We start from the raw sequence: 12,209 nt of genomic DNA on the forward strand, positions 1-12,209 counted from the left end.
TCCTGAGACATTTAACAATTCCTATCCAGCATAGGCAGAACAACCACATCTTAATCGCCCGAAGCGACTGATCTCTCCGCCGCTTTCTCGAACGCGGAGAGCACAGCCTCGGACGACAAAAGCTCAGGCAAGACGATCCCCTCCGGCGCGCCCGGCCCATAGACCGCGTTGAACGGGATACCGTAGCGGTCGAAGCTTTCCAAATAGCGTGAGATTGAGTCGTCAGGACGGGTCCAATCGGCCTGCATTGCCGTCACACCCGACGTGCGGATGGCGCTTAGGACCGGCTCACGGTCGAGCACAAGCGCTTTGTTGGCCTTGCAGGTGAGGCACCAATCGGCGGTCACATCGACGAAGACGACTTCTCCTCGCGACACGAGCTTTGCAATCTCTCCACGGTCGAATGCGGTCCATTCTGTCGCCAAGGTGACGTTCGGTGTGCTGGCCTCGGACAGATATCCCGCCGAGACAATGGCCAGAGCAGCCATGACTGCAGCTCCAGACAAGCGGATGCCCGTAGACAGCCGATTGAAGGAAAGGATCGTGACCAGGATCGCACTGAGTGCCAGAACCGCAAGAGCCGAGCGAACCCCGCCAACACCGATGAGCACCCAGAACAGCCAGCCGGCCGTTCCCACCAATGCCAGCCCGAGCAGAATCTTTAGCCACAGCATCCAGCGGCCCGGCTTCGGCAGGTGCGAGATCGCCGCTGGAAACGCGGCAACAAGAAGATAGGGAAAGGCCAGACCCAAGCCCAGAGCGGTGAATATCACCGTGATGTCGAGTGCCCCCCCGGCCAAAGCAAAAGCCACGGCGGTGCCGAGGAAGGGCGCCGAACATGGCGTCGCGAGGACGGCTGCAAATGCGCCCGTGGCAAAGTCGCCAGTATAGCCTTTTCCGCGACCAGCGCGCGCGAGTCGCGTCTGCAACGACGACGGGACGGAGATTTCAAACGCCCCGAAAAGGTTGGCAGAAAACACTGCGAGTATTAGGAACATCACCGCCAGAAATAAGGGGTTCTGGAATTGCAGGCCCCAGCCCACAGTCATCCCAAGACCGCGCGCCGCGATCGTCAAAGCCGCAAGCGTCCACATGAACGCTAATACGCCGAGCGCGGAGACCGCAAACCCCATGCGGATGCGACCCCTGCCTTGATCTCGCATCTTCATAGTCGATGAAAGTTTGATAGAGAGTACCGGCAGCACGCACGGCATGACATTCAAAATAAGCCCGCCAAGGAAGGCGATTGCGGCAACCCAAGCCAGTTCTGCCACGCCCGGCAGCACGCGATCAAGCGTGAAGGGTGGCTTCGGCGCTTCATCGGTCAACTCCGCGAACAAGCTGGCCGAGCGCTCGCCATCTGTCACTGTGAGCCATAAATCGGGCAAGTCCGTCTCCACATTCAAAACGGGCAGACGGGCCCAGAGCAGATGACTACCTTCGCCCAAGCGGATATCGGGCTTGCCAAATGCCGTTCCCGCGCCCAGTTCAGGAAAGACATCCGGGCTGTCAAACGGTTGCTCGCTTCGCGCGGCCAAAGTCAGCGCCGTCATATCGGGATCGAAATAGGCCGACTGAATCGAGATACCACTCTCAGCGCCGTCGTCCGGAACCTTTTTCACATAGGAAGAAATGAGCGCGGCCGCAGCGGCGTCAACGCCGCTGGCTCGTGGCAATGCGAGCGTTAGCGTGAACTCCTGCGGGACGCAAACAATCGAACAGGTCAAGAGCGTGACATTGGCATTCAAATGTACTGGCGCGCCAGGCTCGGCCAATGTGATGCGCAGCGGAAGCACCACGTCATCGTGATATCCGAAATTCTCGATCCCGAAAGCGGTGAACCGTTGCGGCGCGGGCCACAACAAATTGACCTCCGCTACATTCTCCGACCCGGTCCAGTCGATCGATGGGGGAGTGCCGACCTCGCCGGGCGACCGCCAATAGGCTTTCCAGCCCTCGCCCAGATTCAAATGAAGCCCGGCTGACAGTGACATCGCGTTCGGGCCAACACCGTTCTCGGCAACGATCAGACGCGCCTGGACGGCCGTGTTGGAAAAACTCTCGGACTCGGCCGCATTCGAAACGTTAGCCAGTCCCGCGCTGGCGCAGATCAGCAAGATCAGCCTTGAAGCGAAAACCCGGAAGAATTTTTCCAACACGTATTCTAACATTGGGACGTCCAATTTTCCTCGATCTCCATCTCTGCAATACGCAGGATAGTAGCCTCATCGACCTGGCCTTGGATAACCGTTCGACCAATCACCAGCGCGGGCGTGCCAATGAATCCGAAAACCTTCGCCAGAGCCGCACTGTTCTCCAATTCTCTGACAACTGCGGCGCCCTGCATGTCGGCAACCAGACGCCTGTGATCGATACCGATGTCCTGTGCCAAAGCTTGTAAGTATTCCGGCGTCGCCACAAAGGGGGATTTCATAAGCCGCTCATGAAAGGCGACATAGGCGCCCTGGCGCTTCGCCGCCAGAGCAGCCTTTGCCGCAATATCCGAAGGCTGCCCGAGAAGCGGCAATTCATGCCAATTGACGTGTAAGTTGCTGTCGGTACGCGCGTCGAGTGCGGCAAGGGTTTTTGTCTGGACACGACAGAAAGGGCAGTAATAATCCGAAAAGGACGCGGCCGGAACGAGTTGTGTTTCAGACAGAAAATCGCCGTACAACGCGCCGCAAATATCTGCCCTGACACGCGCCTCAGCTTCCGCTAAAATATCGGTGTTCGGAGCAATCAATCCGAAGAATGGATCGAATCCACCCGAACTTTCCCCAACAGATAGCCTACGAAATCCCAGTGGATTGTGAACTTCGTCGAAGTTAAGCTCGGTCGGACGAATATCTGGAAAATACCTGAAACCAACATAGGCAGCCACAAGAGCCGCGAGAACCCCCAGAGTATGTCGCCGCTTCTCAATCATATCTTGTCACTTTCTCCTTCACTCCAGATCAACGGCGAATCCCCTCCTGCCTTCTTGGCACTCAAGCACCGCCAACCCACTGTCGGTAACCCGCTTTACCATACAACCTTCGGGGAGGTCGGCCACTTGGCGCTTTGAGGTGATTTGGGTATCACCGCTGGGATTGCATTGGCTTATTGTCTGAGCACACGCGCCGAGCAAGAGTGTGATCAGGAGCAGTAAAAACCAGCGAAAGATACTTAACCTCGCCACCATCTATTCGACGGCTACACTTTGATCCGTCTGGATCCGCCCATTGCCGGTCTGCCTGCCCTTTTCGCCAGCTGCCCCATGGCATGCTATCCCCATCATCCGATGAGCGATCACATGAGCGCCGACACAAACAAGAACGGGCGCGAATGCGGAGAGTCCGAAGGACAGATCACTTGAATGCCTACCTGCGACTGCGAAAGCCGCAACGGGAATTAGCATCACTGCGCAGCAGGTCCACATGGCGTATTTCATCAGCCGCATTTCGCTCGATTGCTCAGGAAGAGTTTCGCGTTCATTCATTTCATTACCTCTTCAATACAGGTGATGGGCTAAAGGCTTCCTGCACCGGAAGGTCAATGTTACAAAAGGATACAAAAATCACTGTTTTGTCAGAGCGCTCTCGCTTGACCTTCCCGTGCTGGAAGGTGGTTTATCCTACTTAAATAGCCACATTTCAGATATGAGAGCAGGCCAATATGAGGCAGACTGAAAAGACCTTCGATCGACGTCGATTTCTAATGACGAGTGCCAGTGGCATGGCTTCATTAGCGGCTCCATCCGTGCTTTGGGCTCAGCAAGCTGCACCAGCGACGCGCAACATTTCCTCTTTTCGGTTGCACGATTGGCAGGATCATTTCGACACTCTCGGCAAAGGCATCTTGCTGTCAGATACGATCACAAAGGTTCTTCAGCACTGGACCGCCGATGGTGAGATGCGCATCTACCCGACATCGGTACCAATGTCGGACGAACTGACACGCCGTGGCTATACCGAGATCGTTTTTAAGGATAACGCCCCCGACTGGGCGCCGACCCCAGCGATGATTGAACGCGACCCCAGCTTGCCGCGTTATGTGTCGCCGGGGCCGGACAACCCGCTGGGCATCCGCGCGATGCATCTGAGCTGGCAGTATTATCGCATTCACGGCACCAACGATACGCGCAAGATCGGTCGTAAATCATCGAACGGCTGCATAGGCCTTTATAACGAGCATATCGTCGAGGTGTTCAACAGAACGCCCGTTGGAACACAGGTCAAACTCATTTAATCGCGTCATCAGGTTGCAGAGGAAAAAGCAGTATGAACAAGACATTGATGGCGATAATTGCCTTCTTCCTCGTTGGTGGGGGGGCGATCTTTTGGAACGCAATGCAACCTGCGCCGCAGGGCGCGAGTCATTCGATGGTTCCACCCGATACCAGCAACCTGGTCGAGGGTGCTGCGATCGTGGATGTGGCGCTTCCCGCGGAACTGTCGGCAGAAGCACAAATGGGGAAACGGGCGTTCGAAGCGAAATGTATAGAGTGTCACGCAGCGAATGCCGCGGGTCAAAATGGCGTCGCACCGCCGCTTGTCCACAAGATCTATGAACCCAGCCATCATTCCGACATGGCGTTTATTCTTGCAGCGAAGAACGGTGTGCGGGCGCATCACTGGCGTTTCGGCAACATGCCTGCGGTTGAGGGTCTGACCGACGGAGACGTCAAAATGATCGCGCGTTACATTCGTGAACTCCAGAAGGAGAACGGCATCTTTTGAGCGACGAAAAAGTCATAGTCGGGCCTTTCGCCTTGATGCGCGCGATTCTTTTATGCGCGCTCTTCGCATTCGGCTTGGCCCCTCAAGGTGCTGAGGCGCATTCTTCCACCCCCGCTGCGACAACCGAAACCCACGCAGTAGTTGATGAGGGTCATGGCAAAAATCACTCGGTTACCCAAGAGGTGTTCGGGCATTGCCATCCTGGAACTGATTGTGCGCTTGCCGCGATCGAGGTGGATCCAATGCATACAAACCAACTCGGACGTACGGTGACCAACAGGTTTCGGCTTCTCCCTACAACGCGTGATGGCATCGGACCCACCTACGAACCGCCGCCGCCGCGATCCCTTACCTGATCGGAGACACCTCGAAATCAGGATTTGAAGGATCACGACATGAGATATACAGAGATTTTTACTTCAGCCGTGCTTGTCGGCGTGGCATCGGCGGCACTTGCCCATGGCGGCGCGACCGGTATCGTGAAGGAGCGCATGGACGCGATGTCGGCGATGGGCAAAGCCGTGAAGCAGGTCGCGCCCATGATGAGCGGCGAAACCGCCTATGATGCCGACACGGTGCGACACGCCGCAGAAACCATCGGCAAGCATGCTGGCGACACCATGACCCGCCTGTTCCCGGAAGGCAGCGGCGGCATGCCTTCGGTCGCCAAAGATGCGATCTGGCAGGATTGGGAGAGCTTCGCGAGGCTTGCGGAAGAATTGCACACATACTCCGAGGGCTTGGCCCTTGCCGCTGACAACTCAACCGCAACTCAACCGGGCGCGATGCCGAGTGCGGGCGCCATGATGGGTGAAACCGACATGATGGGAGCTGACACGATGATGGGCGGCGGTGGCATGAAGGCCGATAACGCCATGAGTCGTGAAGAACTGGCTGAAATGCCGGTCGTTGCGGTTTTCGCAATGGTCAGCAACACCTGTTCGTCCTGCCACAGCCGCTTCCGCGCCGAGGCGAAGTGAGATGAGGCGGGTTCTTGCAGGTACTGCCGTCTTTGCCCTTGTGGGCACGGCGGCCGTCGCGGCACTGGTGGCCTGGCCGATCGGCCATCCGCCCGCCGAGATCGAGTTGACCGGTGATGTCCAACGCGGCGCCTATCTGGCGCGCGCGAGCGGATGCATCGCCTGTCACACGAATTTCGAGGGTGGGGGGGCTCCGCTGGCCGGAGGCGCGCCGCTCGAAACCCCGTTTGGCGTCTTTTATCCCCCGAATATAACCACCGATCCTGAGAATGGCGTCGGAAACTGGAGCGTGTCGGAATTTGCGATGGCCGTCAGGCAAGGGGTTTCGCCCGAAGGTGAGCCATTTTTCCCCGCGTTCACATATCCGTTCTACGCGGATTTTTCCGATCAGGACATCGCCGATATGTGGGCGGCGTTCCAGACGGTCGCACCGGTGGCAGCCGCCGCGCCACCGCACGACGTTGGTTTTCCGTTCAACCAGCGCTGGGGGTTAAAGCTCTGGCGCGCGGCGTTCATTGGCGATCCGCAAACCGAACCCGTGAGGGGGAAGAGTGACGATTGGAACCGGGGTCGTGAACTGGTGCGTGGTGCCGCCCATTGCGGTGCCTGTCACACTGGCCGAAACCTTGTAGGCGGGCGCATGCCCGATGCCGTTTTTGCAGGCAACGACGATCTGCCAGGTGGAAATAAAGCCCCGTCGATCCTGTCCGATGATCTGCTAGAACGCGGGTGGACAGTCTCCAATCTGTCCTTCGCTCTGCAAAGTGGGGTTACCCCGTCAGGAGATATCTTCGGCGGCAGCATGGGTGAGGTCGTCCAGAACGGTACGCGGTTTCTCTCGGAGGCGGATCTGAAAGCGATGGCGATTTATCTTCTCGACAGCGATGTGCCTGGAGGCAGGACGTTGGCCGGCACGCCAAGAAACTATAAAAACATTGATTAACACGGCGGGGCGGCTCGCCGCCCCGACTACTACAAGGACATGCAGAAAAATGGCAACACGGCGAAAATTTCTTGGGCAGGGTGCGGCGATGATCGCGGCCGCGACTGTACCGACTTTGGGACGAGCTGCAACGCCACGATTTAGCCAACTCACGGCGCGGCCCGCAACCGTCCAGCTGGCTCCACGGTCATTCCCGGAGACGAAAATATGGGGGTATAACGGCGAGATGCCAGGGCCCGAACTGCGGCTGGCACAAGGAGCGCGGATTCAGAAAACGTTCCTGAATGAACTGCCTCAAGCGAGTTCAATCCATTGGCATGGGGTCCGCATCGATAATGTGATGGACGGGGTCGCCGGTCTGACACAACCAGCCGTCGAACCAGGACAAGGCTTTGACTATGATTTCGTGGTACCTGATGCTGGCACCTATTGGTACCACGCACACAATCGGTCGGCCGAACAGGTCGCGCGAGGGCTATACGGGGCGATAATTGTGGAAGAGGCCGAAGCACAGGATATCGACCGCGAGGAGGTATTGATCCTTGACGATTGGCTTCTCAATCCCGAAACGGCGCAGATCGATCCCGATTTTGATTCCCGTCATGATCGTAGCCATGCGGGACGGCGTGGCAACTTCATCGCCACCAACGGACGCCACGACCTGACGCTGGACGTGAAACAGCACGAACGTCTGCGCCTGCGGCTCATCAATGCGGCAAATGCCCGAATATTCGTTCTGGCGCTTTCCGGTATGGAAGGCTGGACGATGGCGTTGGACGGCATGCCGCTAACCCAACCAAAGCCCTTGACCGACGCTCTGATCCTCGGACCAGGCCAGCGTGCCGATCTGATCGTCGATGTGACAGCTGAGTCTGGCAAAACCGCCCACCTCGTGCGCATCGAAGACCAAGAGGGTGCCTCCCAGGTGGCGTTTCCAGTGTCGGGCCGCGCGGCATCGGCGCGCCGTGAACCACCGCGTCCCTTGCCTTCGAACCCGGGAATGGATGTGTCCGGCACCAAAAAGGCCGTGACGGCGCGCCTTAACATGCAGGGCGGCGCAATGGGTACGCTGGATGCGGCCATTCTGAACGGCGAACGCAAGAGCTTCCGCCAACTGATCGAGGCGAACCAGTTCTGGTCCTTCAACGGAACGATAGGGATGACCGATGTACCGCTCGTGAGCGTTTCAAAGGGTGAGACAATTAAGCTGGATATCTACAATGACACCTCATTTCCCCATGCAATGCACCTGCACGGAATGCATTTCCGCGAGGTGACCAAGGACGCGGGCCTTGGTCACCTCCGTGACACCCTGCTAATGTTCGGCGGCGAGACTCGAACCATCGCCTTCACCGCAGACAATCCGGGAAAATGGCTTTTCCACTGTCATATGTTGAGCCACGCTGCTTCCGGTATGATGACCTGGCTTGAGGTGACATGATGCGGAAATACTTGATCCTTTCTGCCGGACTCATGTGCTTAATCGCGGCTGGCGCATGGTTGATGACGCAAGCTGTTGCGCAAACGAATGATCTTTCTGCGAGTGTTGATCTGGCGCAGGGCGAGCAATACTATCAGGACTACTGTGCCTCCTGCCACGGCGCGAACCTCGAGGGTCAACCCGATTGGCGTTCACCCGGACCGGATGGCGTGTTGCCCGCTCCACCGCATGACGAGACGGGCCATACATGGCATCATCCAGACAGCGTGCTCTTCGATTACACCAAGCTTGGCGGCAAGGCCGCCCTTGCCGCACAGGGCGTCGATTTTGAAAGCGGCATGCCCGGCTTCGGCGATCAACTGACCGACGATCAGATCTGGAACATACTCGCCTATATCAAATCAACATGGCCAGACCGGCAGCGCGAGTTGCAGGCTGGGCGCAGCGCCGCCGATCGCCAGAGACAAGGAAATTGAGAATGCACCGAACGAAAAGCACCGCCTTGGCGCTTGGCTTGGCCATTGCGCCGATCGCCAGCTTCGCACAGGAGTTGAGCGATGCGCGGATCAAAGAGCTGGCGCTGGAAGCGATCCGTGAAAACCCTCAGATCATCATGGAAGCAGTCCAGTTGCTCGAACAGGCGCAGGCGGCCTCCCAGGCTGAGACGGCAGCGGACGTTCTTAAAAACCAGCGCCAGTTGCTCGAGCATGATCCGAACGCGCCAATTCTGGGAAATCCCGAGGGCGATGTAACCGTCGTGGAGTTCTTCGACTACAACTGCCCTTACTGCAAGCGGGCCATGTCCGAAGTTCAAGGACTGCTCGACGCCGACCCGAATGTCCGGCTCGTCTATCGTGAATGGCCCATTCTCAGCGATGGTTCGGTATTTGCAGCCAAAGCCGCACTGGCCGCAAGAGAGCAGGGCAAATACGATGAGCTTCACTGGGCGTTGATGGGCATGAAAGAACGCGCCGAAGAAGCGTCAGTCATGCGCTTGGCCGAGGAAATCGGGCTTGATGTCGAGCAGCTTCGTGTCGATATGGAAGCACCCGAGGTGCAGGAGCATATCGACGTGTCAATGCGTCTGACACAAGCGCTTGGCTTCAACGGAACGCCATCTTTCGTGATTGGCGAAGACCTCGTGCCCGGCTTTGTCGAGCAGGAGCAACTTGAGGCTCTGGTCGACAAGACACGGGAAAGCGACTGATCTCGCGCCTCAGTCACGTGATGAAATGGCGCCGAACTCATCGGCGCCAATTTCCGTATCAGGTCGCGGCCGGTGCCTTTACGTCATATCCGGCATCGCGAATTGCTTCGGAAACGGCTCGCTCGCTCAAGAAGCTCTCCACCTCCACAATATGCGCCCTAAGGTCACAGGAAACCCTGGCGGTTGGGTCGATTGTCTTGATTGCCTTTTCGATGGCAGCGGTGCAGTGCCCGCAGTTCATATCCGGAATGCTCAATCTGGTCATGTCTGTCTCCTCTGAATGTTCCTTTAAGTGAGGTCTTCCACCGTGGGAAGGTCAAGGGCCGAGGAAATACCCGCAACCCTATTGACCTTCCAGTAAGTGGAACCCCTATCTATGGGTTAAACATACTCAGGAGTCGTCCATGTCAACCTCTCAAACCCTTCGGCTTTCCGTGCAAAACATGACCTGCGCCTCCTGCGTCGGACGGGTCGAGCGAACCCTGTCAGCGCTTCCGGGTGTTAATGACGTCCATGTGAATCTCGCCAGCGAGACCGTGCAGGCGACGGTCGATGCACCTGAGCGGTTATCCGACATCATGTTGGCGCTCGACGAGGTGGGCTATCCTGCGCGGACCGAAAGTGTGCGTCTGAATGTGGCCTCAATGTCCTGCGCCTCTTGTGTAGGGCGGGTGGACAAGGCGTTGGCGGCGGTGCCGGGCGTCCTGGATGTCAACGTCAACCTCGCCTCGGAAACCGCGACCGTCAGCTACGCCGAAGGTGTCGTGGCGCTGGCCGATCTGCTGAAGGCGGCCGAGGAGGCGGGCTATCCGGCGGAACCGGCAGAAGAGACCGTTGCCGAGGATCGCAGCGCCCGCAAAGACATCGAGGCCAGGGCGATGGCGCGAAAAACCGCGCTGGCCGCCGCCTTTGCCATGCCGGTCTTTTTGCTGGAAATGGGCGCGCATGTGGTGCCGGGGGCGCATGACCTGATCGGGCGCACCATCGGGCATCAGACAAGCTGGCTGATTCAGTTCGTGCTGACCACGGTTGTTTTGGCCTGGCCGGGTCGCGCCTTCTACACCAAGGGCTTTCCGGCCTTATTCAAAGGGGCGCCGGATATGAACAGCCTTGTCGCGGTCGGCACCTCGGCGGCCTATCTCTATTCGTTGGTGGCGCTGTTTGCCCCGGATCTGCTGCCCGAAGCCTCGCGGGCCGTCTATTTCGAAGCGGCTGCCGTGATTGTGGTGTTGATCCTTCTTGGCCGCTGGATGGAAGCACGGGCCAAGGGCCGCACCGGGGCGGCGATCCAGAAATTGTTGGGCCTGCAGGCGCGCACCGCGCGAGTGTTGGTGGATGGGGAGCCACAAGATGTTGCCATCGAACGTATCCGCACGGGCGATATCCTTGTCGTGCGCCCAGGCGAGCGGATTGCCGTGGACGGCGAAGTGACCGACGGCAGCGCGCGCGTCGATGAAAGCATGATTACGGGCGAACCGGTGCCCGTGGCCAAGACGACTGGCGATCCGGTCACCGGCGGCACCGTCAATGGCACCGGCGCCTTTCAGTTCCGCGCCACCCGCGTCGGCGCCGACACCACACTGGCGCAGATCATCCGCATGGTCGAAGAGGCGCAGGGGGCAAAGCTGCCGATTCAGGGCATGGTGGACCGGATCACGCTGTGGTTCGTGCCTGCAGTGATGGTATTTGCGGCGCTGACCGTTCTGGTCTGGCTGGTCGTCGGCCCTTCCCCAGCGCTTTCCTATGCTCTTGTGGCCGGCGTGTCCGTGCTGATCATCGCTTGCCCCTGTGCGATGGGTTTGGCCACGCCGACCTCGATCATGGTCGGCACCGGACGTGCGGCGCAGATGGGAGTGCTGTTTCGCAAGGGTGATGCGCTGCAGCAATTGTCCAACGTCAGCGTCGTGGCCGTCGACAAGACCGGCACCGTGACCGAGGGCCGCCCCGAACTGACCGATCTGGTTTTGTCCGACGGGTTTGAGAGGGCCGAGGTCTTGGCGCTTATCGCTGCGGTCGAAGAGCAGTCGGAACATCCTGTCGCCGATGCTATCGTTCGGGCCGCGCGTGCTGAAAACGTCGCACGACATGAGATCGAAAAATTCAAATCTATCACAGGGCACGGCGTACGTGCAGATGTGGCTGGACGTGACGTCTTGGTCGGAGCCGACCGCTTGATGACACGCGAAGGGGTTGAGATTGGCCTGTTGGCCGATGAAGAACGGCGTCTCGCAGAGCAAGGCCGCACCGCGCTTTTTGCAGCCATCGACGGGCGTTTGGCCGCCGTGATTGCTGTGGCCGACCCCGTAAAACCTGCCAGTGCAGCGGCCATCCGCGCGCTGCACAATCTGGGGCTGAAGGTCGCCATGATCACTGGTGACAAACGCGAAACCGCAGAAGCAATCGCTCGTGAAACAGGCATCGACCACGTGATTGCAGGCGTATTGCCGGATGGCAAAGTCGAAGCACTGGACGAATTGCGCGGGAACGGGCGGCAAATCGCCTTCGTCGGCGACGGGATCAACGATGCCCCGGCTCTCGCCCATGCAGATGTAGGCATCGCCATCGGAACCGGAACCGATGTGGCCATCGAATCCGCCGACGTTGTGCTGATGTCGGGCGATCTGCGCGGTGTGGTTAATGCGTTCGAAGTCTCCACCCGCACCATGCGCAACATTCGGCAAAACCTGTTCTGGGCCTTCGGCTACAATGTCGCGCTGATCCCCGTGGCGGCGGGTGTCCTTTATCCGGTAGCCGGTCTGTTGCTGTCGCCCGTCTTGGCTGCGGGAGCGATGGCGCTCTCCTCGGTCTTTGTTCTGACCAACGCATTGCGGCTTCGCAGCGTTCGCCCCGCCATGGACGAGACTAAGAATGTTCACCCCGCAGCCAGCCTTTCCCCTGTTCCAGCCGAATAAGAAGGATA

11 protein-coding genes are annotated in these 12,209 nt (G+C 58.6%); 8 read left to right on the forward strand and 3 right to left on the reverse strand.

Annotated features, from left to right (window positions below; translation table 11 throughout):
• Window positions 1-50 precede the first annotated feature (50 nt).
• Together MWU51_RS02320 and MWU51_RS02325 are read right to left on the reverse strand one after the other, a co-directional pair.
• Entirely contained in the window at window positions 51-2,171 is a 2,121-nt protein-coding gene (locus MWU51_RS02320) for a protein-disulfide reductase DsbD domain-containing protein (protein ID WP_247034187.1), read from the reverse strand.
• Window positions 2,165-2,926 (reverse strand): DsbA family protein, encoded by a 762-nt coding sequence (locus tag MWU51_RS02325; RefSeq protein ID WP_247034189.1) that lies wholly within the window; start codon window positions 2,924-2,926, stop codon window positions 2,165-2,167. Before MWU51_RS02325 ends, MWU51_RS02320 begins: the two co-directional genes overlap by 7 nt.
• A gap of 788 nt (window positions 2,927-3,714) precedes the next feature.
• Here MWU51_RS02325 and MWU51_RS02330 point away from each other — a divergent pair.
• The 7 genes from MWU51_RS02330 (at window position 3,715) to MWU51_RS02360 (ending at window position 9,289) form a co-directional block, all read left to right on the forward strand.
• Window positions 3,715-4,227: a L,D-transpeptidase gene (locus MWU51_RS02330; protein ID WP_247034191.1), complete on the forward strand. Its 513-nt coding sequence runs from the start codon at window positions 3,715-3,717 to the stop codon at window positions 4,225-4,227.
• A 32-nt stretch (window positions 4,228-4,259) separates the two neighbouring features.
• The gene (locus MWU51_RS02335) at window positions 4,260-4,718 is read left to right on the forward strand and encodes a cytochrome c (protein ID WP_247034193.1); all 459 of its coding nucleotides are present in this window, start codon (window positions 4,260-4,262) and stop codon (window positions 4,716-4,718) included.
• A gap of 395 nt (window positions 4,719-5,113) precedes the next feature.
• Window positions 5,114-5,698 (forward strand): cytochrome c, encoded by a 585-nt coding sequence (locus tag MWU51_RS02340; RefSeq protein ID WP_247034194.1) that lies wholly within the window; start codon window positions 5,114-5,116, stop codon window positions 5,696-5,698.
• 1 nt (window position 5,699) lies between these two features.
• On the forward strand, window positions 5,700-6,641 hold the full coding sequence (locus tag MWU51_RS02345) for a cytochrome c (RefSeq protein ID WP_247034202.1): 942 nt from the start codon (window positions 5,700-5,702) through the stop codon (window positions 6,639-6,641).
• A gap of 49 nt (window positions 6,642-6,690) precedes the next feature.
• Window positions 6,691-8,082 carry a multicopper oxidase family protein gene (locus MWU51_RS02350; RefSeq protein WP_247034212.1) on the forward strand — a complete coding sequence of 464 codons (1,392 nt, stop codon included), beginning with the start codon at window positions 6,691-6,693 and terminating at the stop codon, window positions 8,080-8,082.
• A 62-nt stretch (window positions 8,083-8,144) separates the two neighbouring features.
• Window positions 8,145-8,558, forward strand: a complete 414-nt coding sequence (locus MWU51_RS02355) for a cytochrome c (RefSeq protein ID WP_247034213.1) — start codon at window positions 8,145-8,147, stop codon at window positions 8,556-8,558.
• Window positions 8,559-8,560: 2 nt separating this feature from the next.
• Window positions 8,561-9,289, forward strand: coding sequence for a DsbA family protein (locus MWU51_RS02360; protein ID WP_247034221.1), 729 nt, complete (start codon window positions 8,561-8,563; stop codon window positions 9,287-9,289).
• A 58-nt stretch (window positions 9,290-9,347) separates the two neighbouring features.
• Here MWU51_RS02360 and MWU51_RS02365 read toward each other — a convergent pair whose 3' ends face one another.
• A complete protein-coding gene (locus MWU51_RS02365; RefSeq protein ID WP_247034223.1) occupies window positions 9,348-9,554 on the reverse strand; it encodes a heavy-metal-associated domain-containing protein in 207 nt (68 codons plus the stop codon).
• Window positions 9,555-9,693: 139 nt separating this feature from the next.
• Here MWU51_RS02365 and MWU51_RS02370 point away from each other — a divergent pair, with 139 nt between their 5' ends.
• Window positions 9,694-12,201 carry a heavy metal translocating P-type ATPase gene (locus MWU51_RS02370; RefSeq protein WP_247034231.1) on the forward strand — a complete coding sequence of 836 codons (2,508 nt, stop codon included), beginning with the start codon at window positions 9,694-9,696 and terminating at the stop codon, window positions 12,199-12,201.
• Window positions 12,202-12,209: the final 8 nt, after the last annotated feature.

This window comes from Aliiroseovarius sp. F47248L, assembly GCF_023016085.1.
Classification (GTDB): domain Bacteria; phylum Pseudomonadota; class Alphaproteobacteria; order Rhodobacterales; family Rhodobacteraceae; genus Aliiroseovarius.

What these genes read in the sequence shown, in the direction of transcription:
- MWU51_RS02360 (WP_247034221.1), top strand. Translation starts at nt 8,561, where the DNA reads ATGCACCGAACGAAAAGCACCGCCTTGGCGCTTGGCTTGGCCATTGCG.
- MWU51_RS02350 (WP_247034212.1), top strand. Translation starts at nt 6,691, where the DNA reads ATGGCAACACGGCGAAAATTTCTTGGGCAGGGTGCGGCGATGATCGCG.
- MWU51_RS02370 (WP_247034231.1), top strand. Translation starts at nt 9,694, where the DNA reads ATGTCAACCTCTCAAACCCTTCGGCTTTCCGTGCAAAACATGACCTGC.
- MWU51_RS02330 (WP_247034191.1), top strand. Translation starts at nt 3,715, where the DNA reads ATGGCTTCATTAGCGGCTCCATCCGTGCTTTGGGCTCAGCAAGCTGCA.
- MWU51_RS02345 (WP_247034202.1), top strand. Translation starts at nt 5,700, where the DNA reads ATGAGGCGGGTTCTTGCAGGTACTGCCGTCTTTGCCCTTGTGGGCACG.
- MWU51_RS02325 (WP_247034189.1), bottom strand. Translation starts at nt 2,926, where the DNA reads ATGATTGAGAAGCGGCGACATACTCTGGGGGTTCTCGCGGCTCTTGTG.
- MWU51_RS02355 (WP_247034213.1), top strand. Translation starts at nt 8,145, where the DNA reads ATGACGCAAGCTGTTGCGCAAACGAATGATCTTTCTGCGAGTGTTGAT.
- MWU51_RS02320 (WP_247034187.1), bottom strand. Translation starts at nt 2,171, where the DNA reads ATGTTAGAATACGTGTTGGAAAAATTCTTCCGGGTTTTCGCTTCAAGG.
- MWU51_RS02365 (WP_247034223.1), bottom strand. Translation starts at nt 9,554, where the DNA reads ATGACCAGATTGAGCATTCCGGATATGAACTGCGGGCACTGCACCGCT.
- MWU51_RS02340 (WP_247034194.1), top strand. Translation starts at nt 5,114, where the DNA reads ATGAGATATACAGAGATTTTTACTTCAGCCGTGCTTGTCGGCGTGGCA.
- MWU51_RS02335 (WP_247034193.1), top strand. Translation starts at nt 4,260, where the DNA reads ATGAACAAGACATTGATGGCGATAATTGCCTTCTTCCTCGTTGGTGGG.